This window comes from Synechococcus sp. Lug-A (assembly GCF_024345655.1).
Lineage (GTDB): Bacteria > Cyanobacteriota > Cyanobacteriia > PCC-6307 > Cyanobiaceae > MW101C3.
Window position 1 is genome coordinate 213,631 of the sequence record NZ_JAGQBN010000002.1, and the last position, 23,704, is coordinate 237,334.

The 23,704-nt window shown below is 66.1% G+C and carries 27 protein-coding genes and 1 pseudogene; 14 read left to right on the forward strand and 14 right to left on the reverse strand.

Features of this window, described 5'->3' with window-relative positions; translation table 11 throughout:
* Window positions 1–29 precede the first annotated feature (29 nt).
* Window positions 30–443 carry a c-type cytochrome gene (locus KBY86_RS02500; RefSeq protein WP_255140033.1) on the reverse strand — a complete coding sequence of 138 codons (414 nt, stop codon included), beginning with the start codon at window positions 441–443 and terminating at the stop codon, window positions 30–32.
* A 26-nt stretch (window positions 444–469) separates the two neighbouring features.
* Complete coding sequence (locus KBY86_RS02505; protein ID WP_094510925.1) at window positions 470–838, reverse strand: AbrB family transcriptional regulator; 369 nt, start codon at window positions 836–838, stop codon at window positions 470–472.
* Window positions 839–1,228: 390 nt separating this feature from the next.
* Here KBY86_RS02505 and KBY86_RS02510 point away from each other — a divergent pair, with 390 nt between their 5' ends.
* A complete protein-coding gene (locus KBY86_RS02510) occupies window positions 1,229–1,729 on the forward strand; it encodes a GNAT family N-acetyltransferase (protein WP_255140034.1) in 501 nt (166 codons plus the stop codon).
* Between the two features lie 24 nt (window positions 1,730–1,753).
* On the forward strand, window positions 1,754–2,281 hold the full coding sequence (locus KBY86_RS02515; protein ID WP_255140036.1) for a Nif11 domain/cupin domain-containing protein: 528 nt from the start codon (window positions 1,754–1,756) through the stop codon (window positions 2,279–2,281).
* Here KBY86_RS02515 and KBY86_RS02520 read toward each other — a convergent pair.
* The 5 genes from KBY86_RS02520 to KBY86_RS02540 form a co-directional block, all read right to left on the reverse strand.
* Window positions 2,223–2,714 carry a phosphate-starvation-inducible PsiE family protein gene (locus KBY86_RS02520; protein WP_255140037.1) on the reverse strand — a complete coding sequence of 164 codons (492 nt, stop codon included), beginning with the start codon at window positions 2,712–2,714 and terminating at the stop codon, window positions 2,223–2,225. The genes KBY86_RS02515 and KBY86_RS02520 overlap by 59 nt on opposite strands.
* On the reverse strand, window positions 2,714–2,962 hold the full coding sequence (locus KBY86_RS02525) for a hypothetical protein (protein WP_315855829.1): 249 nt from the start codon (window positions 2,960–2,962) through the stop codon (window positions 2,714–2,716). The genes KBY86_RS02520 and KBY86_RS02525 overlap by 1 nt, the downstream gene beginning before the upstream one ends.
* A 73-nt stretch (window positions 2,963–3,035) precedes the next feature.
* Entirely contained in the window at window positions 3,036–3,341 is a 306-nt protein-coding gene (locus KBY86_RS02530) for a hypothetical protein (RefSeq protein ID WP_094510920.1), read from the reverse strand.
* The gene (locus KBY86_RS02535; protein WP_233132810.1) at window positions 3,341–3,766 is read right to left on the reverse strand and encodes a YkvA family protein; all 426 of its coding nucleotides are present in this window, start codon (window positions 3,764–3,766) and stop codon (window positions 3,341–3,343) included. The genes KBY86_RS02530 and KBY86_RS02535 overlap by 1 nt, the downstream gene beginning before the upstream one ends.
* Before the next feature lie 94 nt (window positions 3,767–3,860).
* Window positions 3,861–4,784, reverse strand: a complete 924-nt coding sequence (locus tag KBY86_RS02540) for an RNA polymerase sigma factor RpoD/SigA (protein ID WP_255140038.1) — start codon at window positions 4,782–4,784, stop codon at window positions 3,861–3,863.
* A gap of 272 nt (window positions 4,785–5,056) precedes the next feature.
* On the opposite strand from KBY86_RS02540, the gene KBY86_RS02545 reads away from it, so the two are divergent.
* Complete coding sequence (locus KBY86_RS02545) at window positions 5,057–5,584, forward strand: DUF2214 family protein (RefSeq protein ID WP_255140039.1); 528 nt, start codon at window positions 5,057–5,059, stop codon at window positions 5,582–5,584.
* 352 nt (window positions 5,585–5,936) lie between these two features.
* On the forward strand, window positions 5,937–6,536 hold the full coding sequence (locus tag KBY86_RS02550) for a peptidase (RefSeq protein ID WP_255140040.1): 600 nt from the start codon (window positions 5,937–5,939) through the stop codon (window positions 6,534–6,536).
* Here the strand turns inward: KBY86_RS02550 and hisIE are convergent.
* On the reverse strand, window positions 6,527–7,273 hold the full coding sequence (gene hisIE / locus KBY86_RS02555; RefSeq protein WP_255140041.1) for a bifunctional phosphoribosyl-AMP cyclohydrolase/phosphoribosyl-ATP diphosphatase HisIE: 747 nt from the start codon (window positions 7,271–7,273) through the stop codon (window positions 6,527–6,529). The two genes, KBY86_RS02550 and hisIE, sit on opposite strands and share 10 nt — an antisense overlap.
* An 89-nt stretch (window positions 7,274–7,362) precedes the next feature.
* Between hisIE and KBY86_RS02560 the strand changes: the two genes are divergently transcribed.
* From KBY86_RS02560 to KBY86_RS02575, 4 genes are read left to right on the forward strand one after another with little or no spacing between them, the layout of a single operon-like run.
* Window positions 7,363–7,830, forward strand: coding sequence for a 6-carboxytetrahydropterin synthase (locus KBY86_RS02560; RefSeq protein WP_094510917.1), 468 nt, complete (start codon window positions 7,363–7,365; stop codon window positions 7,828–7,830).
* A 56-nt stretch (window positions 7,831–7,886) separates the two neighbouring features.
* Window positions 7,887–8,804 (forward strand): permease, encoded by a 918-nt coding sequence (locus KBY86_RS02565; RefSeq protein WP_399220999.1) that lies wholly within the window; start codon window positions 7,887–7,889, stop codon window positions 8,802–8,804.
* Window positions 8,801–9,496, forward strand: a complete 696-nt coding sequence (locus tag KBY86_RS02570) for a TIGR03943 family putative permease subunit (protein ID WP_255140043.1) — start codon at window positions 8,801–8,803, stop codon at window positions 9,494–9,496. The genes KBY86_RS02565 and KBY86_RS02570 overlap by 4 nt, the downstream gene beginning before the upstream one ends.
* Complete coding sequence (locus tag KBY86_RS02575; protein WP_255140044.1) at window positions 9,493–10,857, forward strand: hypothetical protein; 1,365 nt, start codon at window positions 9,493–9,495, stop codon at window positions 10,855–10,857. The genes KBY86_RS02570 and KBY86_RS02575 overlap by 4 nt, the downstream gene beginning before the upstream one ends.
* Before the next feature lie 17 nt (window positions 10,858–10,874).
* Here KBY86_RS02575 and KBY86_RS02580 read toward each other — a convergent pair whose 3' ends face one another.
* From KBY86_RS02580 to KBY86_RS02590, 3 genes are all read right to left on the reverse strand, one after another.
* Window positions 10,875–11,702, reverse strand: a complete 828-nt coding sequence (locus KBY86_RS02580) for a metal ABC transporter permease (protein ID WP_255140045.1) — start codon at window positions 11,700–11,702, stop codon at window positions 10,875–10,877.
* Window positions 11,699–12,466 (reverse strand): metal ABC transporter ATP-binding protein, encoded by a 768-nt coding sequence (locus KBY86_RS02585; RefSeq protein WP_255140046.1) that lies wholly within the window; start codon window positions 12,464–12,466, stop codon window positions 11,699–11,701. Before KBY86_RS02585 ends, KBY86_RS02580 begins: the two co-directional genes overlap by 4 nt.
* 111 nt (window positions 12,467–12,577) lie before the next feature.
* The gene (locus tag KBY86_RS02590; protein ID WP_255140047.1) at window positions 12,578–13,618 is read right to left on the reverse strand and encodes a metal ABC transporter solute-binding protein, Zn/Mn family; all 1,041 of its coding nucleotides are present in this window, start codon (window positions 13,616–13,618) and stop codon (window positions 12,578–12,580) included.
* 175 nt (window positions 13,619–13,793) lie between these two features.
* On the opposite strand from KBY86_RS02590, the gene KBY86_RS02595 reads away from it, so the two are divergent.
* Window positions 13,794–14,237: a Fur family transcriptional regulator gene (locus KBY86_RS02595; RefSeq protein WP_094510910.1), complete on the forward strand. Its 444-nt coding sequence runs from the start codon at window positions 13,794–13,796 to the stop codon at window positions 14,235–14,237.
* Between the two features lie 75 nt (window positions 14,238–14,312).
* Here KBY86_RS02595 and KBY86_RS02600 read toward each other — a convergent pair whose 3' ends face one another.
* Window positions 14,313–15,611 (reverse strand): di-heme oxidoredictase family protein, encoded by a 1,299-nt coding sequence (locus KBY86_RS02600; protein WP_255140048.1) that lies wholly within the window; start codon window positions 15,609–15,611, stop codon window positions 14,313–14,315.
* Window positions 15,612–15,664: 53 nt separating this feature from the next.
* Window positions 15,665–16,717 carry an imelysin family protein gene (locus tag KBY86_RS02605; RefSeq protein WP_255140049.1) on the reverse strand — a complete coding sequence of 351 codons (1,053 nt, stop codon included), beginning with the start codon at window positions 16,715–16,717 and terminating at the stop codon, window positions 15,665–15,667.
* Window positions 16,718–16,964: 247 nt separating this feature from the next.
* On the opposite strand from KBY86_RS02605, the gene KBY86_RS02610 reads away from it, so the two are divergent.
* From KBY86_RS02610 to KBY86_RS02620, 3 genes and pseudogenes are all read left to right on the forward strand, one after another.
* Window positions 16,965–17,174: a hypothetical protein gene (locus KBY86_RS02610; protein ID WP_255140050.1), complete on the forward strand. Its 210-nt coding sequence runs from the start codon at window positions 16,965–16,967 to the stop codon at window positions 17,172–17,174.
* A gap of 157 nt (window positions 17,175–17,331) precedes the next feature.
* A complete protein-coding gene (locus KBY86_RS02615; protein WP_255140051.1) occupies window positions 17,332–18,927 on the forward strand; it encodes an iron uptake porin in 1,596 nt (531 codons plus the stop codon).
* Window positions 18,928–19,188: 261 nt separating this feature from the next.
* A pseudogene (locus KBY86_RS02620) lies at window positions 19,189–19,407 on the forward strand (transposase); the annotation flags it as partial.
* Between the two features lie 209 nt (window positions 19,408–19,616).
* On the opposite strand, the gene KBY86_RS02625 reads toward KBY86_RS02620, so the two are convergent.
* Window positions 19,617–20,129, reverse strand: a complete 513-nt coding sequence (locus KBY86_RS02625; protein WP_255140052.1) for a tryptophan-rich sensory protein — start codon at window positions 20,127–20,129, stop codon at window positions 19,617–19,619.
* Between the two features lie 312 nt (window positions 20,130–20,441).
* Here KBY86_RS02625 and KBY86_RS02630 point away from each other — a divergent pair, with 312 nt between their 5' ends.
* Together KBY86_RS02630 and KBY86_RS02635 are read left to right on the forward strand one after the other, a co-directional pair.
* A complete protein-coding gene (locus KBY86_RS02630; protein WP_255140054.1) occupies window positions 20,442–20,813 on the forward strand; it encodes an AbrB family transcriptional regulator in 372 nt (123 codons plus the stop codon).
* Window positions 20,814–22,438: 1,625 nt separating this feature from the next.
* A complete protein-coding gene (locus KBY86_RS02635) occupies window positions 22,439–23,686 on the forward strand; it encodes an EAL domain-containing protein (protein ID WP_255140056.1) in 1,248 nt (415 codons plus the stop codon).
* The last annotated feature ends 18 nt before the right edge of the window (window positions 23,687–23,704 follow it).

Genomic DNA, 23,704 nt, shown 5'->3' on the forward strand with positions numbered 1-23,704 from the left:
TGCGTTCGCCGCCTGAGCGCGCTGTTCCTTCAGCCCACGGGAGGGGCCGGTTTCCAGTCGCGCAGGGCCTGCTCCCACACCCAGGCCGCCACCAGCTGGTCGCCGCCGTCGCCGAGCACCTTGGCGTAGCCGCTCATCTGGCCCTGGCCGTCGGCGGCGATCCTGGCGATGGCGTCGGGGCCGTCGATGCCCTGGCGCTGCAGCGCGGCCAGCTTCAGGGTTTTGCCGCGCCGCAGGATGTTGCCGCCGTTGATGTGACACCCCACGCAGTGGTTCTCGAACAGCTGGGCGCCGCTGGACTGCAGGGTGGGGGTGTCTCCCCAGGCCGGACGGGGCCACCAGGCCAGCAGGATCACGGCGACAACCACCAGCCAGGCCACCAGCCGGAGCCGCCTGAGGGCGGCGGGGCCGGGGTCAGAGGTGTGGGCGCAGGGAAGTGGCATGGGTGGTGGCGCCAGGGACGGGTGGATCAGTCGTCGGCCTCGACATCTTCGCTGCCGGCGGGGATCAGCCGGATCTGCTTGCGGCCCAGCTTGATCTCGAATTCGTCGCCGGGTTTGAGATCCAGCATCGCGGTGTAGGCCTTGCCGATCAGCAGGTTCCCATTGCCTTGCACAGTGGCGATGTAGCTGAGCTTGCGGCCACCTTTGCCCATCTTGCTGGTGGCACCCAGATCCACACCCTTGGCCTCCAGCAGCGCCTCATAGAAGGCTGTGAAGTTGAGGCGGTCGGAGCCATCCTTCTTGGTGGAAACATAGCCACAGGCGCGAACGATTTCGGATTTCCCGACGTCGCCCATCTCCTTGACCTTGGCCAGCAAATCTGCTCCTTTGATCATGAGATCTTCTCCGTTGTACGTGCCTTGCGCTCTACAACTTACACGATGGATCGATCGCATGCGATCACCATCGCCTCACTCTGCGATTTCACGGTGGCCAGATCGTGCTTAAAGATCAGCGCCTCGAAACGCCTCGGGAGTACGCCCCGGTCCGTCAACAGTGGCCATGTGATGCCGATGGAGGCCCGCCACTTTGTGCTGAGGTGTCCATCGGCCCGCTGCGGATCCGGCACCAACCCACAGCTTCAGCATGGCAGCTTCGTCCTCTTCTCCTCGTCAACACTCAGGCATGGGTGAATAACTGGGAAGATAACGAAACCCATGGCTGCAGCGAATGTACACTTCGTTCCCCCTCGCTTTAAGGCACGGCGCTTTTGCCAGGCTGCAGCCGTGCTGATCCGTCGTCTCACTCCCGACGATCACACCGCCGTCATCGAGGTGTATCGCGATGCCGTGCACACCCAGGCCCCTGCGCTTTACAGCCCGCAACAAGTGGCGGCCTGGGCAGGTCTGCCGCTCAACCGCCCGGACTTCAGGCTCACTCTGGAGCGGGGATTCGGCTTGGTGAGTGAGGGTGAACCCTCCGGCACCGATCCCGTGCCGCCCATCGAGGCGTTCGCCGTGCTGGAGCCGCTGGATCGCGTTTCGCTGTTGTACTGCCGCGGCCGTTCCTGCCGCCAGGGCCGGGCCGGCGCCCTGCTGCAGGCCCTCGAAGCCCTGGCCCGCACCGCTGGGGTGGCCTCCCTGCGCACGGAGGCCAGCTTCATCTCCCGTCCGCTGTTTGAGCGCCAGGGCTGGCAGGTGATGGCGATGGAGGATCTGGAACTGGGAGGGGTGTCGTTCCGGCGCTCGCTGATGCACAAAACCCTCGATTCCGCCCCGTCGGGATGATGGACAGGTTCAGCGTCAGGGCCCATGGCCGAAAGCGATCTTCAGCAGTTCCGCGCCAAGGTGAGCCAACTGGTGGCCTTCGTGGCCCTCAGCGACGCCGACCCCGACGTGGAGCAGGCCCTGCGCGATTGCAGCAGCCATCACGAGGTGGTGGCACTGGCCAGCCGCCACGGCTTTGAGATCGGCCGCCGCTGGGGCGAACACCTGCCGCCTGCCGTTCAGGGTGCCGACAATCTGCTGGCCAGCACCTGTCCGCCGCCGGGTGAAGAGCGGCTGGATCTGCTGCTCGACACCCCCGATCTACGGCTGGAGCGGATCCATTCCTGCGCCTGGTCCACCCCTGCCGGGCAATGGCAGAGCCAGGCGCTGGAGGAGTGGGTGCTGGTGTTGCGCGGTGGTGCCCGCCTGGCCTTCGCCGATGAACCCACCAGCCGGGAGCTGGTGGCGGGCGACACGCTGCGGATCGCCCCCGGACGGCTGCACCGTGTGGAGGCTACGGATCCTGCTCCGGGAACGCTCTGGCTGGCGTTGCACTGGCGTTCAGGGTTGTGATCTCCGCGCGGCGCACCAGCCAGTAACCCCCCGACAGCGACAGCACGGCCAGGCCGAGACCCACCAGCAGCATCGGCTTGTCTTCCGAGCCCGGAGGCAGCACGATCACCTTTCGCGCCACGGCCGTGAGCGCCGTGATCAGCACCAGCTCGATCTGCACCACGTGATGGCGCAGATAGGCGGTGACGTTCTGCAGCACCTCGAGGGCGATCAGCAGCGTGAGCAGATCGCCGAGCAGACGGATCAGATCGTCGCCCAGCCAGCCTGTGTTGGGATCAATGAATTGCTGGATCACCGCACCGACGAACTGGACGGCGGCCGCCAGCAGCACGATGCAGAGAATCAATGAGAGCACCTTGGCAAGTTGGCGCTCGAATCGGTCAACGAGATGGAGGAAGGCCTCGTCTCCCGCTTTGCCACGGCTCCAGCGCATCAGTTACCGAAGGGGGTGAACTGGGGTTTGGCGCGCGTGTCGCCAGGAGGGTTCTCGATCTTGGTGTCACAGGTGACCGAGCCATCGGCCGCCGTGACGCAGTTGGTGGGCACGATGCGGGTGGCGGGACCCACGTTGCTGCCCGGACCCAGCAGGTAGCCCTCGCGCTGGGCGAAGGCCGGGACAGCGCCAAGGCTGCCGAAGCTGATCAGGGAGCCGCTGACGAGCAACATCAGCGATCGGCCCATGGCTGGGCCGGTTGGTGGACGACGGGGGGGCAGCATCGGAGGGAGGTGAATGCTCCCACTCTGCCTGCGGGGATCAGTTCTCGCCGTCCTGCAGGATTTCCTGCAGCAACAGATCCAGCTGTCCATCGAGCTGCTCATCCGGACGGCCCTCCAGCTGCTCACCCAGCCACTGCTCCTCAATGGCGCAGAGCTGGGCGGCGAGCCGGGCCAAGCCCTCCTCCTGCTCCAGCCGCTGCAGTTCTTCGAGCAGCACGGGCATGCGGATGGAACCGGCCCGCAACGCCCGGCGCAGATCCGACTGGGTGCGGCCATGGTGACGCATCCATTCCTTCAGGAAGGTCTGCAGATCCTCCAGTTGCGGGGAGGTGAAGGAGGCCATCAACGGGTGGGCGGGAACCAGCGATCCAGTTTGCGGCGTGCCCGTGACCGGATATCCGGGGTGAGGTGGCTACCGGTGAGCCCCAGCAGGGCGGTGAGCGCCACCAGATCATCGCTGAAGCCGGCCACTGGCACGAAGTCAGGGATGAGATCGAGGGGCAGCAGCAGGTAGGTGAGTGCCGCCAGCATCGTGAGGCGCACCTGCGGCGGGGTCTGGCCATCGAGCAGCAATTCCAGACATTCCAGCGCGGGCAGAGCGATCGCTCGGCCGGCGCGCCGCAGAAGCCGCTGCAGCAGCCCCTCATCCACCACGCTGCTTTCAAGCACCTGTGCATCCACGGTGCGGTCGGCATCGCCGGAACCATCGGCATTGAAGCCGGAAGATTCAAAACCAGCGTCGCCTGGGGTGGCTTCTCCTGGCGTCATCACTCACTCCCAAGCACCGAATCTGTTCATCATCGCGGCCACGCTTCCAGAGTTCCAGGGCGGACTTCTTGCTGGAGAGGACGGTGATCACGGCCTAGGCCACGCCCGCCAAGCCTGCTTGTGTGCCGGCCTTGCGCAGTTTGCGCAGGGCGCGTTGCACCACCTGGCGGCAGTATTCGCGGCTGCAGCCCAGTTGGCGTGCCACTTCGGCAAGGGTGCGCCACTCGTGCTGCGCGTCCAGCCCGAAGCGCAGGATCACCACCGTGCGCTCCCGTTCTGTCAGCTGGGCCACTTCGAGCAGGTTCCAGGCGGTGGCGGCCCGCTCCTCCTGCTCAGCCCGCTCCATCGGTGGCACTTCATTGCTGGGCAGCACATCCACCAGCTCGGAGGGATCCGCCTTTGATTTCACAATGCCCTGCAGGCTCACGGTGACACTGCGCAGTTCGCAGCCCAGCAGCTCTTCCACATCGGCAACGGGAATGTCCATGCAGGCGGCCAGCTCGCGCGATGTGGGCGTCAGGCCATTGAGCTGCAGCAGCTGGGCCTTGGCGGCCCGCAGCCGTGTGAGTTTCTCGTTGACATTCACCGGAATCCGGATCATGCGGCTCTGGGTGGAGAGGGCACGGCTAAGGCCCTGACGAATCCACCAATAGGCATAAGTGCTGAAGCGGTGGCCGCGGGTGGGGTCGTACTTCTCCACCGCCCGCGCCAGGCCGATCGTGCCCTCCTGGATCAGGTCGAGCAGGTCAAGGCCCTTGCCCTGGTAGCGCTTGGCCAGGTTCACCACCAGGCGCAGGTTGGCGACGATCATCTGCTCCTTGGCGCGCATTCCATAGCGGACCGTGCGTGTTTCGATGCTCGTGAGCGGGGTGGGTTCGCCGTTGCGTCGGCTTGCGCCGCAACGTTCTTCGATCTCCACCATGGCCTGAACCTTGCGGCCCAGCATGAGTTCCTGCGCGGGGCTGAGCAGTTGATGTCTGCCGATCTCGCCAAGAAAGGCACTGAGTGAGCTAGCCATATGTTCCTGATATCTGTTTCGACCCTACGGTGCTTTTGAAGATAAAAGAGGAGCTATAGAAAGACTTCCAGTTTCTCAGGTTCCAGTGGCAATTATGGGGCTGTTCCGTTCCGTTATCCCTACCTGAATCTGCCCCTAAATGATGGTGAAACACAGCAAGGTGCGGCGGATCTGCTGCATATTGAGTTGTCGTTGCGTCCGCTTGCCCTGTCGTTGCGGGCGATCGGCGGCGTCAGGCCGCTACCGTCCCCGCAGATTTGACCCCATTGGCGATGCTCGCCTTCGCACCGCTCCTCTCTGCGCACCTCGCCCCGCTGCCCGCCTTCGTGTTTCCCACCGGCGTGCTGCCCAGTGCCGGTGCGGCCTATCTGCACTACATCAGCGTGATGCTGTGCTTCGGCGCGCTGGTGCTGGAGCGGCGCCTGATCCGGGCGAACCCCAGCAAGGAGGTGGCCACCACCCTGGTGATCACCGACATCGTGTACGGCATTGCGGCGCTCACCCTGCTGCTCAGCGGCATCCTGCGGGTGCTGCATTACGGCCAGGGGGCCGATTTCTACACCGAAAACCCGGTGTTCTGGTGGAAGGTGGGTCTTTACCTCGCGGTGGGTGGCCTTTCCCTGTACCCCACCATCACCTACATCCTCTGGGCCCTGCCGCTGCGCAAGGGGGAGTTGCCCGAGGTGAGTGAGGCCCTGGCAGGCCGTCTGCGTTGGATCCTCAATATCGAGCTGGTGGGCTTCGCGCTGATTCCACTGCTGGCCACCCTCATGGCTCGCGGCGTGGGCCTGGCGGCCTGAGCTGGGGCGTCCCGTGCGGCTTCGGCCCTGCCGGCTGCGGCGCTTCCTGGTCCAGGCGCTCGCTGCTTGCCTGGTCTGGCCAGCCGGCCAGGTCACCGCTCTTCCCCTCCCGGATTCGGGGTCGTGGCAGGCAGCGCGGGTGGATCTCCCTCCAGTTCAAGTGGGCGAGGTTTCAGGCCGGGGCCCGGCGCCTGCTGCCCTGGATCCGACCACCGATTGCCCACCGGCGCTAGCCGCACGGCCATGGCGGACCGGCCCAGGCGCCACTGGCGGTACGGATACAGCCGCCGGCCTGCAGGCCGTTCAGCCCCCACCTGATCCAGCAGCTTCCTCCCTCTCCGCGCAGCCCCCAGTGGGCTACAGCCACCGGCTGACGCCCACGCCCGCCGGTTGGGCGCGCCTGGCGCGCTGGTGCGTCTGGGTGGAGCCTGCCGCTGCCTCTGGAGCCATTGCCCCCGCTGCGGCGGCGTCCCTGGAGAGTCGCTGGCAGCAGGCGGTGAATACGGCGCTGGCCAGCTGGGCGGAGGAGCTGGTGATTGTGCGGGTGACGGATCCGGCGCAGGCGCAGGTGCTGGTGCGGCGTCAGCGGCCGCCGCTGCGGGAGCTGGGCGGGCGCCTGCGTGCCAGCCACGGGCGCGCCTCGCTGCAGGTGCTGGAGGTGCAGCGGGGCGGTCGCTGGCGGCTGGAGCCGCGGGTGGAGGTGCTGATCAGCCCGGGGCAGCGTCAGCTGGCCATTCAGGCCACCGCCCTGCACGAGCTGGGCCATGCCTTCGGCCTGTGGGGCCACAGCGACGATCCGGCCGATGCCCTGGCGGCGGTGCCCGGCCGCCAGCCAGTGCTGGCGCTCACGGCCCGGGATCGGGCCACCCTGCGCTGGCTGCAGGCCCAGCCCAGCCGTTTCGGCCAGCCGCTGCCTGCACCGGCTGCCGGGCCGGTCCCCGTTCAGCCGTGACGCCGGGGCGCCCCCCGGCGTTCGACCAGCACCTCCAGCACCCGGCGCCATTCGACCCCGTGATGGGCCAGCGCCACCTGCAGGTGAAAGATCAGGTCGGCGGCCTCGCCGGCGATGCCGGCGGCATCGTCGTCCTTGCAGGCCATCACGAATTCAGCGCTTTCCTCGCCGATCTTCTTGAGGATGCGGTTATCGCCCCCCTCCAGCAGCTTGTTGGTGTAGCTGCCCGCTTCCGGCTGCTCGCGCCGCGCCACGATCACCCGTGCCAGCTCGGTGCAGGCATCGGCCGGCGGCGGCAGCGCCACAGCCGGCGCCGCCGCCTGTGCGTGCGGCTCGCCGTCGGCAAAGAAGCAGCTGCGCGCCCCGGTGTGGCACGCCACCCCGCCCTTCTGCTCGATCGTCAGCAGCAGCACGTCGGCGTCGCAGTCGTAGCGGAGGCCGTGCAGCGTCTGGAAGTGGCCGCTGGTGGCTCCCTTGTGCCACAGCTCCTGGCGGGAACGGCTCCAGTAGTGCACCTCGCCGCTGGCCAGGCTGCGCGTGATCGCTTCCCGGTTCATCCAGGCCACCATCAGCACCGCCCCATCCAGCCAGTCCTGGGCCACGGCCGGAATCAGGCCGGCGGCATCGAAACGCAGCTGATCGATCCAGGCCGGCTCCACGAGGGGCGCTTCGATCTGAGTGGCTGGCCCGCCACCGGCCGCTGTGGGCGGCGCAGCGGCAGCATGGCGTTCCTCCATGGTGGTGTCCGCGCTAGACCTCGCGGCGGGGCGAAAGGATCCCCCAAGACTGACACCCCCCGAGAGGCGGCGATCCACGCTCCCCTGCCATGACCGCGGCCCACACCTGCTCCAAACGGTTCAGCGGCTACCCCTGCTGCCATCGCCAGTGGCGCCATCCCGGCCACTGCCGTTTCGTGCACGGCTACAGCCGCAGCTTCACCGTGTGGTTCCGGGCCACCCAGCTGGATGCCAACGGTTTCGTGGTGGATTTCTCCTCCCTGCAGCCGCTTGAGGCGAGGCTGGCCGTTCAGTTCGATCACACCTTCCTGGTGAATGCCGACGACCCGCTGCTGCCCCAGTGGCAGGCGCTGCACAGCCAGGGCGCCCTCGACCTGCGTGTGATGGACAACGTGGGCATGGAAAGCAGCGCCGAGCTGGTGTGGGGGTGGGCGAACGAGCTGCTGCTGGCGCGCGATGGCGGCCGCGCCTGTTGCTGGAAGGTGGAGGCCCGGGAGAACGAAAAGAACGCCGCCTGCTATGAGGCCGTTCCCACCTGGTTTCAGCCGGTCCTGTGAGCCCCGAACGTCTGGCCACGGCCTGGGCCCTGTTTCAGGCCCTGCTGATCGAGGCGATGCCGTTTCTGTTGATCGGGGTCACCATCTCCACCCTGGCCCGCTGGCTCAGCCCGGGCGGGCAGTGGGTGCGGCGCCTGCCCGCCCATCCGCTGCTGGGGCCGCTCACCGGTGCCGCGCTCGGCTTTGCCCTGCCTGCCTGTGAATGCGGCAATGTGCCGGTGGCGCGTCAGCTGCTGGCCACCGGGGCGCCGCTGGCCACGGCGCTCGGTTTCCTGTTCGCGGCACCGGTGCTCAATCCGATCGTGGTGGCCAGCACCTGGGCCGCCTTCCCCAACCAGCCCTGGCTGCTGGTGGCCCGGCCCGTGGGGGCGGTGCTGATCGCGCTCGTGCTCGCCACCCTGCTGGCCCACCTGCCGGAGGCGGCGCTGCTGCAGCCGGCGCTGCTGGAGGAACGGCGGCTGGTGCTGCCGCTCAGCCAGGTCAGCCTGCTGGAGCGCCGCAGCGGGGTGATCGGTGCTGACCCGCTGGCGGCCCAGGCCCTGGCGGCTGCTCCACGCCGCACGCCCCGCGCTCCGCTGGCGGAAATCCTGGGCCATGGCAGCCGGGAGTTCATCGAGCTGGCGGCCCTGCTGGTGTTCGGCTGCGTGATCGCCGCCCTCGTGCAGACGCTGGTGCCGCGGCCCTGGCTGCTCGCGGTGGGTGGGGCCCCCACCCTCTCGATCCTGGCCCTGATGCTGCTGAGCCTGGTGGTGTCGGTGTGCTCCAGCGTGGATGCCTTCCTGGCCCTGGGCTTCGCGGCCCAGGTCACCCCGGGTGCCCTGCTGGCTTTCCTGTTGCTTGGGCCCGTGATCGATATCAAGCTGGTGGGGCTGTTCGGCGTGTTGCTGCGTCCGCGCGCCATCCTGCTCACGGCCGTCAGCGCCGTGCTGGTCGTGCTGCTGATCGGTCAGTGGGTGAACCTGTGGCTGCTGTGACACTCCCCCGACGTCTGCGCGGCGGCCGCTGGTTGCGGCCCCTCGGCCTGGGGCTGTGGGGGGCCGTGCTGCTCCAGAGCGGCATCAGCGGCCGGCTGGATCTGCTGCTGAGGGCCGTGTTCCATCCGTTGGTGTGGATCAGCGGCATGGTGCTGGTGGTCGTGGCGCTGCTGGAGCTGGTGGGAGGGGGTGGCGCCGCCCCCACGCCGCGGCAACGCACCGTGCTGCTGGTGGGCGTGGTGGTGGCGATCGCCGTGCTGCTGGTGCCACCGCGGCCCTCGTTCGCCGATCTCGCCGCCAACCGCGACCGCGAACTGCTCGATGAGCCGGGCCTGAATTTCGTGGTGCCGCCGGGCCAGCGCAGCCTCACCGAGTGGGTGCGCCTACTGCGCAGTCAGCCCGACCCGAAGCTGCATGCGGGCGATCCGGTGCGCATCAGCGGCTTCGTGCTTCCCGTGCCCGGGGATCGTCCCCAGCTGGCCCGCCTGCTGGTGCGCTGCTGTCTGGTGGATGCCACGCCGGTGGGGCTGCCGGTGCTGTGGCCTCAGGGCCGGCCGCTGCCCAAGGCCGATCAGTGGCTGGAGCTGCGTGGCGTGATGGACACCGAGCGCTTTGACGGCCAGACCCGCAGCGTGATCCGCGCGGAGTCGGTGCGACCGATCCCCCGGCCGGCGCGGCCGCTCGAACCATGAGGGCCCTGCGCCTGGCCCTGCTGGCTGGCGTGCTGCTGGCCGTCGCCCAGCAGCAGGTGCTGCTGCATCGGCCGCCGCGGCTGCTGGCGCTGGAGCAGGCGGCGGCCAGCTCCGGCCCGGCGGCCTTGAACCTGCGCTTCAGCCGGCCGATGAATCCCCCCACTGTGGCGGCCCGCACCCGCCTGGAGCCGCCGCTGCGCTTCGATCTGCAGGGCGGTGGCAACCCGTTGCTGTTGCTGCCGGGCCAGGGGCAGCGGCTGGTCACCCCGCTGCGGCTGCAGCTGCAGGGCGACGACCGGCGCGGCCTGCCGATGCGCCCGGCCCTCTGGCAATGGGATCCGCGCGCCCATCTGCTGGCCGTGGTGCCGGTGGGCAGTGGTGAGCAGGTGCAGGTGCGCCAGCACGATGGGGGCTGGACGGCACTGTCACCGGTGTGGAGCTCGATTTCCGAGATCGAGCCGCTGGGCGATGGCTCCGGCGTGGGGGTGGTGAGCCGGGACGACCAGGGGCGTCACCAGGTGTGGCGCCTCAACCTGCAGGAGCGCAACCTGGCGCGGGTGGCCGCCATGGACGCACCGCTGCAGCCCGATCTGGGTAGGGTGCGCCAGACGGGCATCGATCGCTTCACGCGCGAAGCGCTGCAGTACGCCCAGCTGAGCAGCAACCGGCAGGGCGATCTGCTGGTTCAATCCACGGCCCTGACCCAGGGGCCGGAAGAGCTGGTGCAGTGGTTCAGCGGCGGCGGCCGTCGCCGCCTCGAGATCGAGGCCAGTGGCCCGGTGGCGCTGCTGCCTGGCGGCGGTGAGCTGATCGTGCCGGAGCGGGAGGGGCTGTCGCTGCGCACCCTGCCGCCGCGGGAACCACGCCGCCAGATCCTGCCCGGCAGCCGCGATCTCAGCAGCTTCTGCCCGGTGGCGGGGCGGGCGCTGCTGGTGCGGCACTGGCCCGATTTCCGGCGCTCGCTGGAGCTGGTGGAGCCGGGGCAGGCCCCGCGTCCGCTCTGGATCGGCAGCGCCGGGCTGGTGGCCAGCGCCTGCTCCCGTGGCGGCGAACGGGTGTGGGCGCTGCTGATCGAGGGCATCGCTGAGCCGCGGCTGATCCTGCTGGCCCTCGATCGCAACGGGAGGGTGCTGCAACGCCGTGAGCTGAGCGGCTGGGAGCTGGAGCCGGGCACCGGCCTCCACTACGACCCCACCGGCGAACGGTTGCTGCTCACCCTGCGCCGCCTGGAGCTCGACACCCCTGCCGGCGGTCCGCCCCAGCGCCGCGAGGCCCAGCCCGCCCTGATCGATCCGTTCAGCCTCGAGCTCACCTTGATCGACAAACCGGTGCGCCAGGCCCAGTGGCTGCCAGCCGGCTGAGGGGCGCCCGCTCCCGCTCAGGCCAGCCGTTGCCGTGGGGCCAGCGCCAGGGCCAGCAGAAAGCCCACCAGCTGCATCAGCACCACGCAGGGACCTGACGGCAGGTTCAGGCTGCCGGAGAGCAGCAGGCCGAGCACGGCGCAGATGGCGCCAAGGCCTGCGGCCAGCGCCACGTAGCCATTGAACTGAACACTCACCAGCCGGGAGGCACAGGCGGGGATCACCACGAAGGCACTGATCAGCAGCACCCCCACCGCCTTGATCGAGATCGCCACCACCACGGCCAGCAGCACGATGAACAGCAGACGGTGCAGCGGTACTGCCACCCCACGCGAGAGCGCCAGCGGCTCATCAAGCGTGAGCAGGATCTGGTCGCGGCGGGTGAGGCCCAGATAGCCCACGGCAGTCAGGAGCAGGGCCACGATCAGCCCCAGGTCGAGCCAGGAGATGCCGAGGATGTCGCCGAAGAGCAGCTGATGGATGCCGCCCTTGTAGCTGCGCACGAAGCTGAGCGCCACCACGGCGATCGCCAGTGACGACGAATAGACGATGTTGAGCAGAGCATCGGTGGGCAGCTGGCTGCGTTCCACCAGGCGGCTCACCACCAGGGCGAACAGCACCGCGAAGGGGATCAGCACCAGGGTGGGGTTGAGACCCAGCAGGATGCCGAGGGTGATGCCGAGCAGGGCCGAATGGCCGAGCGCATCACTGAAGAAGGAGAGCTGGCGCAGCACCGCGAAACTGCCCAGCAGGCCGCCCAGGGCACCGGTGAGCAGGCCGCCGATCAGGGCGCGCTGCATGAAGGGCAGGGCCAGCAGCTCGGCCAGGGCCACGCCGTCGTTCATCGGTGGTGATGGTGGTAGGGCACGTAGCCCCGGCCGTAGACGCACTCCAGCTGAGCGGGACTGAGGGCGTGATCGGGGGGGCCGGAGCAGCGCAGGCTGCGGTTCAGGCACAGCACGCCGTCGCAGGTGCGCCGCACCATCTCAAGGTCGTGCGAGACCTGCAGGATCGTCCAGCCCTCGCTGCGGCGCAGGTCGAACAGCAGGCCGTAGAACTGCTCCGCCGCCTGGCTGTCGAGGCCGGCCTGGGCCTCATCGAGCACCAGCAGGCGCCGGGGCCGCACCACGCAGAAGGCCAGCAGCACGCGCTTGGTCTGGCCGCCGGAGAGCTCGCTGATCAGCCGGTCGGCCAGGTCGCTGCAGCCGGTTTTGGCCAGCGCCTGGCGCACCGCCTGCCGCCGCCGCTCACTGCCGCGCCAGGGCAGCTGCAGCCCGGGCGGATCCCAGCCGAGGCCCACGAAGTCGGCCACGCTGAGCGGGCAGCGGTAGCGGACGGTGAAGGACTGGGGCAGGTAGGCCACCTGGGCCCGCACCGAAGCGGGCAGCTGGCCCTGGGGGCCCATCGGCCGACCCAGCAGTCGCACCTGGCCGCTCTGGTGCGGAAGGATGCCCAGCAGAGCCTGCACCAGGGTGCTCTTGCCGGCCCCGTTGGGGCCCACCAGCGCCGTGTCGGTTTCCGCCGCCAGGGTGAAGCTCACCCCCTCCACCACGGTCCGGCCCTCGCGCCGCACCGTGAGGTCGCTGACTTCGAGAACCATTTCAGCCATGGCTGCAGCCTACCGAGTGTGCGGGGGGATCCATCGCCCGGGAGATCGCTGCAGGTGGAAGCGCCGCCAGGTGGTGGGCTGCTGCCACCAGTGCAGCTGGTCCGGGCCGGCTCACTTGCCGAAGGCCTTGACCAGATCCGACACGTTGCGGCGCATCTGCACGGTGTAGTAGCCGGGGTTTTCGCCCTCGGCCGGACCGGTTTCGAGCGGATCGAACACGCTCACCCGCACACCGAGGTCGCCGGCGAGGGCGTTGAACGAGCGGCTGCCTTCCTGCGGCTCGGAGAGCAGGGCCTTGAGATCGGACTGCTTCACCTGCTCGGCCACCCGTTGCAGATCGGCCGGGGTGGGGTTCTGCTCGGGCGCCTCCACCACGAAGGCGGTCTTGAGCTTGTAGCGCTCGGCGAAGTAGGGGGCGAAGTCGTGGAAGGCCACGAAGGTCTTGCCGGCGAAGGGCTTGAGCTGGGCGGCGAGCTCGGCATTCAGTGCCTGCAGCTCGGCGGTGAAGCTGGCGGCGTTGGCGCTGAACTGCTCCTTGCAGGCGGGCTTGGCGGCGATCAGGCCATCCCGGATCGTTTCCACCTGCTGGACGGCCCGCAGCGGATCGAGCCAGATGTGGGGGTTGATCGGTCCGTGCTCGTGGCCGTGATCATGCCCCTGGTCGTGCTCTTTGGCCGCCTCCTGTCTTTCCGCCGCCTCGCCAGCGGGATCACTTCCATGGTCGTGGCCATGGTCATGCCCGTGCTCACCACCGCCTTTCTCCGCGGCCTTCTGGTCCGCATTGGCCAGGGTCGCCACGCCGCTGCTGGTGTCGATCACGCGCAGCGTGGGGTTGTCGGCGCTGGCGATCAGCTTGTCGAGGAACGACTCCAGACCCAGGCCGTTCTTCACCAGCACGTCGGCCTTCTGCAGCTTCACCAGATCCGATGGGGTGGCCTGGAAGTCGTGGGGTCCAACATTGGTGGGAACCAGTGCCTGCACCGTGGCGCAGTCGCCCGCCACCGCCTTGGTGAATCCGGTGATCGGCAGGAAGGTGGTGACCACCTGCAGGTCGGTGCCGTTGCTGGCCGCCGGATTCTGGGCGGTCTGGCCGCAGGCGACCAGCAGGGCCGCAGAAGCCAGTACCGCCGCACGGCGCAGAAGGAGACGCATGGCAGGCAGAGGAGAGCGGGGATCCCGGCACCGAAACGGCGAGGGGTCGAATTGAGAATCATACTCATTTAGGCATGGCCTGCGCCCGTGCCTCGGCCTCTGCATCGCCGCCGCGCAGGCGCCGCCCTCTCACGGCGCTCCATAGGATCGGCGTTGACCCGCTGTCGTCCTGGCCATGGCTTCCGAGGCAGCCGTTCCTGTTTCGCAGAACGAGAGCCCGCTGAAGCAGAGCCCGCTCAACGCCAAACAGAGCCATCTGCTCGATCAGCTGCAGGCCGCCGGCCACGAGCTTTCCGGCCAGGACCTGCATGCCCGGCTGCGCGGCACGCCCCATGGCATGGGCCTGGCCACGGTGTACCGGCACCTGCGCCAGCTGCAGCAGCGCGGGCTGGTTCGTTGCCGCCATCTGCCCAGTGGCGAAGCCCTCTACGCCCCCACCGAACGGGACGAGCACCATCTCACCTGCGTCGATTGCGGCCGCACCCTGCCGCTGCGGGCCTGCCCCATGCACGACGTCCACCTGCAACCCCAGCAGCTGGACGGCTTCCGGCTGCTGTTCCACACCCTGGAGTTCTTCGGCATCTGCCCCAGCTGCCAGGCCCGCCACGACGCTTCCTGATCACCGCGCGGAAGGCCCCGGCATGAAAGGCGGCTCTGCCACACCGTCACAGCGCCGCCTTGCCAAACCCAGGGTTCACAACTGCGCCAACCAGGCCAGCAGTTCTCGGCGACCCTGCACGGACAGCTGTTCGTAGCGCAACCGCGACGTTTCTCCTTCCCCTCCATGCCACAGGATCGCTTCTTCAAGCGTGCGGGCGCGACCGTCGTGAAGGAAACCGGCTGAGGCGTTCACCCGCTGGGTCAGGCCTACGCCCCAGAGCGGCGCGGTGCGCCATTCGCTCCCTGCCGCCCCCTGCTCCGCGACCCCGTCATCGAGGCCGGGACCCAGGTCGTGGAGCAGTAGATCGGTGTAGGGCCAGATCGTCTGGCCTTGCAGCGCCTGCGCCACCGCCTGCGGCGAGCGGCCGGTGATCAGCTGGGGCACATGGCAGCTGGCGCACTGGAGCGAGTCGAACAGCTCCTGGCCCCGTCTCACCGCTCGGCTGGAGGCCGGCAGGGCGGTGCGCGGCGCTCCCAGGGTCTGGCTGTAGAAGGTCACCAGAGTCAGCTCTTCGTCGCTGATATCAGCCGCTTGCCCACCGGCAGCAAGGCCGGAACCGGGCACTGCCTCTGTGGTCAGGGCCTCTGTGGTCAGGCCCATGTCATTGAGAAAGGCGGCGGTGGTCTGCTCGCGCACGGAAGCTGCCAGGGCCTTCCAGCCGAAGCGTCCCAGCCGCCGCTGACCGGAGTCAGCCACCAACCAGTGGGGACGGCCGGAAATGCCGTCGCCATCGTGGTCGTCGGCATCGGCGCGGCCCAGGATCACCGTCTCCGGCACTGCCTCCAGCAGACCCATGCCGATCAGCGGCGGCGCCACACGTAAGGAGCGGGCCACGCTGGCGGCCGCCAGATCAACGCCTTCCGGCCCTTTGAGGTGCACCAACGGCCGCCGCAGGCCCCCCTGCGCTTGCCATTCCACCTGTACAGCCGCATCGGGCCGCCAGCCCAACACCGCCCGGTCCCTCACCTGATGACCGAGGCCCGGCACGGGCCGGCCATCCGGAAGGGCCACCCGCACCAACGCTTCTCCCATCAGCGGTCGGCCGCGGCCGTTGCGCACATGGCAGGCGATGCAGGAGGCGGCATTGAACCGGGGGCCCAGGCCAGCACCGGGGGATCCGGCCAGAGGCACATGGGTGCGATCGAACAGCACATCGGAGATCAGATGGCGGTCGAGTTCGGCGGGGCTGAGGCCGGCGGCCGGTTGCTCAAAGGAAGCCGATGTGCGGTTGGCCACCGTCATCACTCCGGCGGCCCGCTGCGGATCAGTCGCCGCCACCTTGGGTTGCAGCCGGATGGCCAGCACCACCAGCAAGGCCAGCAGGCCCAGCATCATTGGCAGCACCAACCGCCACATCGGCGGCCTCTTGCAACAGTGGCGAGCCATCAGGACAGTAGGTGTGCCGACCGTTCCAGCAGTTTTGCGGTGCTGTGCAGCTGGGTGATCAGCTGCTGCATCGCCTGACGGGAGGAGGGATCAGCGAGGGCGTCGTTGAGCGGCTGGGGCAGGGCCTTGGCCATCGCCACCGCGGCGGCGCTCTGGGCGTCGATCTGGCTGGCCAGCTCCAGATCGCGGCCGCGGATCAGGCCAAGCAGCCCTGTAGCCAGTAGCACCCGCCGGGCTCCTTCCACGTTGGCCACCAGATCCGCTCGGGTGTTGCCGCTTGCGGCACTTTCCAGGGTGTGGGGATCGCGTGTGTTGAGTGGTTGGCCAAGCTTTTCATCGCCCCCCTCCTGGAGCAGGCCGATCACTCCCTGCAGCATCTCCTGCACCGCTGCGCCGGCTTCGCCAGGACTGCTGATCCGTGCCCCGAAGCCCTGCGGCCCCGACCAGCTGGCCAGCAGTCCTTCCGCCTGGTTGTGAAGATCAGCGGCCGCCAGACCCAGGTAGACGAGTTCGTTGGCGCTCAGTTGCTCTGCACTGGGAGGGCTGCCGGTTCGCCCGCCGTAGATCACCCATTCGATGCCGTGGAACCCCTTGGCGGTTTCACTGAGCGTGGCGAAGGTTTCGGGGCTGAAGCGTCCACTGCTCAGAGCAGTCGCGAGGTCCTTGCGGTTCACCGGCCAGTCGTCCATGGCCCCGTCGAAACCCTCCGTGGCGGCGGGGCCGAATGCCCAGCTCTCGCTGGTTTCCCAGGTCTGGCGGGCCGCCAGCCAGGCCTGGCGGGTCGACTGGAGATGGGCCTCGGTGGGTTTGTCCGTGAGGAGCCGGATGGCGTCCTGCAGAGCAGCTGTCTGCTTCACGAGCTGCGCATAGTTGGGCGTGACCACCGTCTCCACGAAGGACGTCACCACTGCCTGTTCTGTCGGAACCGCCTGATCGGTCGGCACAGCTGTGACGGAGTTGGTGCTGGGAATGCTGCAGGCACTCAGGGTGAGGCCCAGCCAAAGCGGCAGGCTCAGAGCGAGGCGGCGACACCGGAGCTGGATGTGCTTCATGGTCTGCGGCTGACAGCTGTCGGCACTGTCCCCCGGCTGCCGTGCAGCGCAGGGCCCATTGGCCACCCACCGGTGTGATGGTTGGCACCGGGTTCCGCATCCAGCACAAAGGGCCAGTGGCCGCAGGCCTGCCGGTCTTGGCACTGACGCCAGTGGAGCCTGTCACCAAAGACACCCGGCTCTGTGCCCGGGGGATGCCATCCGCTCCTCAGCCCGCACAATCTGTCTCCATTGGCCCTGATGCCCCATGCCCGGATCCCGCCTCAGCCTTTCATTCATCGCCGGGGTGCTAATCGCCGCGACCACGGGTTGTGGATTCATCCCTGGCTTTCTGGTGACTCAGAACCCGGGCCGCGACGACGCCAGCGAAGAGCGAGACAGCCGCGATGACAGCGACGACGACCGTGATGGGGGCGAGAAACGCAAAGGAAACGATGACGACGATGGCGATGACTGAGACAGCAGTCGCTGATTCGCACAGTGGTTGCGGGGACGGAATCAGCAGCGGATACCCCAAGGCTGGACTGGTCGGCAGGGCAACCGGCCACGATCAGTCCTAAGAGCTTTGATAACGATTATCTTTTTCGCATCATTCACCTTGCCCCCAGCCCTCCATGACCCAGCCTCTGCTTCGCCTGATCGTTCCTGCCGCCCTCGGTCTGCTGGCGCCGCTGGCACCCGTTGGCGCCAGCGCGGCGGAGCTCAACCTGGAGGGCATCCAGCGCTATGCCGCTGGCCAGGCCGCCGATGGCCTCAGCGCCGATCAGGTCACCAGCATCAATCAGTTTTCTGATGTTCAGCCCACCGAGTGGGCCTATCAGGCGCTCTCCAACCTGATCGAGCGCTACGGCTGCGTCGCCGGCTACCCCGACGGCACCTTTCGCGGCAAGCAGGCCCTCAGCCGCTGGGAAGCCGCTGCTCTGCTCAACGCCTGCCTCGACCGCATCACCGAGGTCACCGACGAGCTGCGCCGCCTGCTCAAGGAATTCGAAGCTGAACTGGCCGTGCTCAAGGGCCGGGTGGATGGCCTCGAAGCCAAAGTCGGCGAGCTGGAAGCCAGCCAGTTCTCCACCACCACCAAGCTGAGCGGCCAGGCCACCTTCGTGCTCGGGGCGAATGCCTTCGGCGGCAGTGCTCCAACAGGGGCGGTCCGCCAGGAGGTGGGCGCCACCACCTTCAGCTACGACCTCCAGCTCAGCTTCGACACCAGCTTCAGCGGCAAGGATCTGCTGCGCACGATCCTGCGGGCCGGCAATTTCGCCGACAGCGCCTTCGGCGGCGCCGGCCCCACCGGCGGCCTCTCCACCCTGGAAGTGGCGTTCCAGGAGGATTGCGGCGACAACGCCGACTGCGGCGATGTGGTGGCGATCGACAAGCTCTTCTATCAATTCCCGCTCGGCAGCGGCTTCACCGCCACCCTCGGTGGCCGCGTCGGTCAGGAAGACATGCTCGCCCTGTGGCCGAGCGTGTACCCCAGCGACACGATCCTGAACGCGCTCACCCTCAACGGTGCACCGGCGGCTTACAACAAGAACCTCGGCCCCGGCGCCGGCCTCTGGTGGCAGAACGGTGGCTTCAGTGTGAGCGCCAACTACGTGGCCGCCAACGGCAACGGCGGCAATCCGAGCGAGGGCGGCATCGGTACCAGCGCCAGCGCCGGTACCGGCACCGTGCAGATCGGTTATGCGCAGGAGCAATGGGCCGTGGCTGCGATCTACAGCTACATCCAGTCAGGGGTGGGGGTGCCCGGCACCACGCCCATCACCGCCCTCGCCTTCGAGAACCCCAGCAGCAGCACCAATGCCATCGGCCTCAGCGGCTACTGGCAACCCTCCGGCTCCGGCTGGCTGCCCTCGATCAGTGCCGGCTGGGGCATCAACTCCACGTCGTACGACGGCCAGGAGGTGGATGGCGATGTGCGCACCAGTCAGTCGTGGATGGTGGGGCTGGAGTGGAGTGATGTGTTCGTGAAAGGGAACGCCCTCGGCATGGCCGTGGGCCAGCCGGTCTTCGCCACGGCCCTCGAAGGCAACGACACCCCCAACGACGGCAATGTCGTGTGGGAGTGGTGGTACAAGTTCCAGGTGAGCGACAACATTTCCGTGACGCCTGCCCTCTTCTATCTCAGCCGGCCCCTGGGCCAGGACACCCCCTCCGGCGAGACCTTCAACCAACTGGGCGGCCTGGTGAAAACCACCTTCACCTTTTGAACGCCACCGGAATGCAGCTTGTTCGGCTGCTTGCCACCTGTCTGATGCGCCGGTGATCACCACACCAGGTGTTAAGCCCCTTCGCCCTGAACACCTGGGCCGGACACAAACTATGACAAAGTACGGCTAGGGAGTCTCTGGAAAACCAATCCTGATTCCGGAACAATATTCCTGTGATCAGTGGCCGGGACAGGGTTGATGGGCGGTGAGCATTTTGGCCTTGGAGATTACTAGCAGGCTACGGCTAAGCAACGCGCAGAACGCGAGAAGTTCTTGGCCGATATGGAGCAGGTGGTGCCATGGAAGTCACTGATCAACCTGGTAGAGCCCCACTACCCCAAGAGCGGTAAGCAAGGTGGCCGCCCGCCGTATCCGCTGGCAATGATGCTGCGGATGCATCTGATGCAGTAGTGGTACTCACTCAGTGACCCAGACATGAAAGAGGCTCTGATCGAGGTTCCAACAATGCGCCGTTTCGCTGGCATCGAGCGGCGCATGAATAGATTCGATCGGAACCTGTTCGCGCCATGGCGGCCTGGCTAAGCGAGGTTGCCCAGAGCTTCCTAAGGGTCCGCTGCTTGGTTGACCACTACCCTGGACACGTGAGGCGTTCCAATCCATGGTGGCCACCTACTCGTACCAGGTCGCCAAGGGGACGTTTTGTGCGCACTGACGCATGCTTGGTCGCCTTACAGCAGCAGTCCAGTGCCCAAGAAAGGGTCCGGGTTCGACGTGGCCACAAACAGGGACACATAGGTAGCCAGGATCAACCAAATCACCCGGAGGGAAATGAAGCTTGCCGATAGACGGTCGAGCTGAAACGCGCACACCAGGCTGACCAGCCCGACGATGAGTCCGGCGACGGTATCCGCGGCTCCAAGAACCGGGCTGTGCAGCAGGAAATAGAGGGTGGTGAAGGCAGAAAACAACACCCAGCCCATGCCCTCCGACCAAAGGAACACCATCCGCATAGTGGAACGATTCGGCGCGTTGGCGATGCGTGACAATGCCACCAGAGATGTCACATTGAGAACCAACCAGACCGGGGCGAAGGCCCAGTCGGGTGGTGCCACATCCGGTTGTCGGAACGCGTTGTAAAAGGCAAAGTCGCCGCCGAAGCCAGCCGGCAAAGCACTGACCGCATTGGCTCCCGCGAGAATGAGGATCGAGTGCCACCACTTGAAACCACTACTGCCAGTCACGAGCCTCTCCAGGCCATAAGGCCTTCATCATCGGCGCGAACCTTCTCTGCGTCATCCATGCGCGCTGACGGCCACGGTGCAGCTCCTGGTCATGTTGCCTAGGTGACTTCTGGGGCTGGGAGCCGGTGGAGGCATGCGGAGGTTGGCTATGGGTAGCAATTGCTGCAACTATTGCGGGAAGCCCACATCTAGCTCGTCGGCTACGAGGATGGTGAGGCTGGCCAAAGTGCATGGATAGAGCCATCTCCACGACCATCACCTGGCTGCGATCAGCTCGCCTGTTAAGCTCCACTTAACCAATGCCGCGTGCACATGGCACTTACCGGATCTGATCTGCTGGCCATAATGAAGGCACTGCCGGAGGCCTCGAAGTCGGATCTAGTGCGAGCCGCCGGCTATGTGAGCACCAAGCGGGACGGCAGCGAGCGCTTGAACTTCACCGCCTTCTATGAGGCACTGCTTGAGGCCAAAGGGGTCAGTCTCGGGGACGGTATTGGCAATAGAAAAGGGAAGGCCGGCCGGAGCTTGAGCTACGTGGCCAAGGTGCAGTTCAACGGCAATCTGCTGGTAGGCAAGGCCTACACCAGCCTGCTTGACCTGAAGCCTGGCGACGAATTCGAAATCAAGCTGGGGCGCAAGCAGATCCGCTTGGTGCCTTTGGGAGGGGCCGACGAAGAAGAGTGACCACTTTGGTCGCAATCCGTTCGCTGCTTTGGGAGCGTCGCTTCCATCAGCTTGATCCCCTGCTATGGCTCCTGTCTCGCCGGCATCTACTTAGATTGAGAGCAGCTGAGAGCCTTTTGGCCTCGTGGGCTTGTTGCTCGCCTTCCCCTCCCGCAAAGAAAGGACAACCCGAGTTGAGCTCTTCTTGGCACGTCCGCTGCTCCTTGCTTCTGCTCAGCTCCTTGTTGCTGTGGATTCGGGAGACAACCGCCCGCTGTCTGTTGGGCGCGTTGCTGGGTGAGTGGGTTGCCAGCTCTGCATAAGGACCTGATTACATAATGATTCAATGCAAGCGCGATGGTTGCCCGTCGGGGGGGGTGTAGCAGTGACTCGTGAAGTTATTCGATCACACCTGATTGGTGTTAATGAACTTGATTCACTAAGCACGAAGACTCTATTTCGTCTTGATGGCAATCACTCCAGTAACGCATGCTCTTTGGTTTCTCTCAACCCCAAAGAGCTGGGGTTGCAGACCCTGGTTTGGTGTTTCGGCTCTGCCAGTTGTCGGCCTAATGGCCATTCACCAGACTATTCAGCGTGTACCTGCACATCTCTAAACAAAGAACAGTGCTTGAGGGAAGGACAGGACCAGCGAAGATTGGTGCACTTGACGCGGTAGCCGCCATGCTTGGCAACACTTCAAGAAGAGCAGGGCTTGACATTGCATCAAGAAGACTGAAGAAAGACGTTTCGGACTTCCTATCGCCACCCTGTAAGGCTCATTAGAGAGACGTTTCCAGCCGTGCTTCGGCTAAGCGGTTTCATTCTGGGGCGCAGGAAAACATCGATTGACCGAGTTCACCCAGCATCGCCCGGCTTCTGCAGAAATATTCAGCAGCCTCCTAGCTTCAACAGACAAGGTACGGCCTTGGTGGGTTGAGGGGATCAAAGAATTCAGGACCCGGTATTCAATCTTGACCCTGTTGCTGCGGACGCCCCTCACTTCTGGTCACCCGCGCTTCACGACTGGGTTTGGGCTGGATAGGAGCAAAACGACTTCGCAGTCATCCAGAGCAAACTCTGGTTCACAATCGGCACCATCACCGACCACTCCGGTGGAGCGCCCATTCGTATCAAAACAACACCGCCGGACTGTCTCCTGCCCAAGATATTCGGCCACCAGCCAGGCCCGTGAAGGGAGTGATTCTTTCCCATGCAGCTCCAGTGGGTTCACAACCTCAGCGCATTGGTCATGTCCTCAAGCCCCCGGGTGTACGAATGAGAAGGGTGACATCTTTCCTGAAACCGGGCGACCTCCCAGGTCTTATCCAGGGAGAGCACCCATCGCCATAGCACCAGAAGGGCTTCGTCCTTGGACCGATAGCCATGGTCAATTCAGCTACTTGGATTTCGAGCCCATCGGAACCGAGTCAGGCTCGTGTCACTCAAGGGGGACGGGGCCGCCGCTGAAGTGGCCTGCTGGGGCAAATCGTGAAGAAGTCAGATCAGAGATCGGTACCTTCAAACCACGGAAGGAATAGCCATCGGCGAATTGTTCTTCGACAGGTCTGACAGAGCTGTTGCAGCAAAACCGCTATGGTTGATTGCTGATGGCTACCACCGTAGTCAGCCATCATGCGCACTCAATGGATCAAGCTGAGCCTGTGCAAACATCGATCGAAGGACATACGGACCCTCGATCGGATCAGCTGGACATTCACTTTCAACCAATCGTCTCCCTCAAGCAAACCGCTGTCGTGGGCCTCGAGGCCCTCGCACGGCCGAAGCACATGAGTGTCAGACAGCTGTTCGCCCAGGCCCGCAAGGAAGGCAGGCTGCTGGCACTCGATCGCCGCTGCCGCACCCTTGCCATGGAGCGTTACCGGGATCTCAACCTGCCCGGGTCCCTGCGCCCCTTTCTGTTTCTCAACTTCGAAAGCTCATTGATCGACGAGGGGGTGGAGGGCTCTGGAGCCCTGCTTGAGACCACCCTGGCCACGGGTCTGGAACTCAGTGAAATCGTGATTGAGCTCAACGAAACCAAGGTTCAAGATACGCTGACCCTAAAACGCTTCGTGGAGCGCCATCGTGAACTCGGTTTCCTGATCGCTATCGACGACTTGGGATCCGGCCACAGCAACCTGCCCCGCATCGCCGAATTGCGGCCCCACATCATCAAGATCGACCGCAGTCTCATCGCCGGAGTCGAAAGCGACTTCTGCAAACAGGAAACGATGAAGTCACTGGTCCAACTCGGAAAGACCATCGGCACTCTGGTGCTGGCCGAAGCGGTGGAAACCCAGGCAGAACTGGACACCTGCGCCGCCCTCGGAGCGGAGTTCTTCCAGGGTTATCACTTTGCGCGCGCCAAGCCAGCGGCTGATCTGCACCTGGCGGCCCTGCACCCAGTGCTGATGGAAGCTGCCCGCCGCCAGCGGGCCAAGACCGTAGCCGCCATCCAGACCCGGCGCAAGGAGAGCCTCGATCTGATCAATCTGGCCCTCGCAGGATGTGAACGCCTACGCCACAGGGCTGCCAGCACGTTCGACAGCGGCCTTGCCAACTGGGTGAGTAGCAACACCGCCATCGAAGCGGCCTACGTGCTCGACGGTGACGGCCTTCAGATCAGCAACACACACCTGGGCCAGGGGCTAGCCCCGTCCGGGAACCGCCTGTTCACACCCGCCACGCGAGGCACCGACCACGCCAACAAGGAGTACTTCTTCAGCTTGATTGACACCGGTCTCCATCAGCACATCACCGACACCTACATCAGTTTGGCCACCGGCCAGCCCTGCCGCACCGTGGCCATGAGGCTGGAGCACGCCAGCGGCGCTTCCTTCGTGCTCTGCATTGATCAACGTCTGTCCGACGACAATCTGGTTAAGGGTTAGCGCCAAACAGGTTGACCG

Excerpts from the sequence above, each read along its gene's own strand:
- KBY86_RS02500 (WP_255140033.1), bottom strand. The coding sequence starts at position 443 with ATGCCACTTCCCTGCGCCCACACCTCTGACCCCGGCCCCGCCGCCCTC.
- KBY86_RS02505 (WP_094510925.1), bottom strand. The coding sequence starts at position 838 with ATGATCAAAGGAGCAGATTTGCTGGCCAAGGTCAAGGAGATGGGCGAC.
- KBY86_RS02515 (WP_255140036.1), top strand. The coding sequence starts at position 1,754 with ATGGCCGAAAGCGATCTTCAGCAGTTCCGCGCCAAGGTGAGCCAACTG.
- KBY86_RS02520 (WP_255140037.1), bottom strand. The coding sequence starts at position 2,714 with ATGCGCTGGAGCCGTGGCAAAGCGGGAGACGAGGCCTTCCTCCATCTC.
- KBY86_RS02525 (WP_315855829.1), bottom strand. The coding sequence starts at position 2,962 with ATGGGCCGATCGCTGATGTTGCTCGTCAGCGGCTCCCTGATCAGCTTC.
- KBY86_RS02530 (WP_094510920.1), bottom strand. The coding sequence starts at position 3,341 with ATGGCCTCCTTCACCTCCCCGCAACTGGAGGATCTGCAGACCTTCCTG.
- KBY86_RS02535 (WP_233132810.1), bottom strand. The coding sequence starts at position 3,766 with ATGACGCCAGGAGAAGCCACCCCAGGCGACGCTGGTTTTGAATCTTCC.
- KBY86_RS02540 (WP_255140038.1), bottom strand. The coding sequence starts at position 4,784 with ATGGCTAGCTCACTCAGTGCCTTTCTTGGCGAGATCGGCAGACATCAA.
- KBY86_RS02545 (WP_255140039.1), top strand. The coding sequence starts at position 5,057 with ATGCTCGCCTTCGCACCGCTCCTCTCTGCGCACCTCGCCCCGCTGCCC.
- hisIE (WP_255140041.1), bottom strand. The coding sequence starts at position 7,273 with ATGGAGGAACGCCATGCTGCCGCTGCGCCGCCCACAGCGGCCGGTGGC.
- KBY86_RS02560 (WP_094510917.1), top strand. The coding sequence starts at position 7,363 with ATGACCGCGGCCCACACCTGCTCCAAACGGTTCAGCGGCTACCCCTGC.
- KBY86_RS02565 (WP_399220999.1), top strand. The coding sequence starts at position 7,887 with ATGCCGTTTCTGTTGATCGGGGTCACCATCTCCACCCTGGCCCGCTGG.
- KBY86_RS02575 (WP_255140044.1), top strand. The coding sequence starts at position 9,493 with ATGAGGGCCCTGCGCCTGGCCCTGCTGGCTGGCGTGCTGCTGGCCGTC.
- KBY86_RS02580 (WP_255140045.1), bottom strand. The coding sequence starts at position 11,702 with ATGAACGACGGCGTGGCCCTGGCCGAGCTGCTGGCCCTGCCCTTCATG.
- KBY86_RS02585 (WP_255140046.1), bottom strand. The coding sequence starts at position 12,466 with ATGGCTGAAATGGTTCTCGAAGTCAGCGACCTCACGGTGCGGCGCGAG.
- KBY86_RS02590 (WP_255140047.1), bottom strand. The coding sequence starts at position 13,618 with ATGCGTCTCCTTCTGCGCCGTGCGGCGGTACTGGCTTCTGCGGCCCTG.
- KBY86_RS02595 (WP_094510910.1), top strand. The coding sequence starts at position 13,794 with ATGGCTTCCGAGGCAGCCGTTCCTGTTTCGCAGAACGAGAGCCCGCTG.
- KBY86_RS02600 (WP_255140048.1), bottom strand. The coding sequence starts at position 15,611 with ATGCTGGGCCTGCTGGCCTTGCTGGTGGTGCTGGCCATCCGGCTGCAA.
- KBY86_RS02605 (WP_255140049.1), bottom strand. The coding sequence starts at position 16,717 with ATGAAGCACATCCAGCTCCGGTGTCGCCGCCTCGCTCTGAGCCTGCCG.
- KBY86_RS02610 (WP_255140050.1), top strand. The coding sequence starts at position 16,965 with ATGCCCGGATCCCGCCTCAGCCTTTCATTCATCGCCGGGGTGCTAATC.
- KBY86_RS02615 (WP_255140051.1), top strand. The coding sequence starts at position 17,332 with ATGACCCAGCCTCTGCTTCGCCTGATCGTTCCTGCCGCCCTCGGTCTG.
- KBY86_RS02630 (WP_255140054.1), top strand. The coding sequence starts at position 20,442 with ATGGCACTTACCGGATCTGATCTGCTGGCCATAATGAAGGCACTGCCG.
- KBY86_RS02635 (WP_255140056.1), top strand. The coding sequence starts at position 22,439 with ATGGATCAAGCTGAGCCTGTGCAAACATCGATCGAAGGACATACGGAC.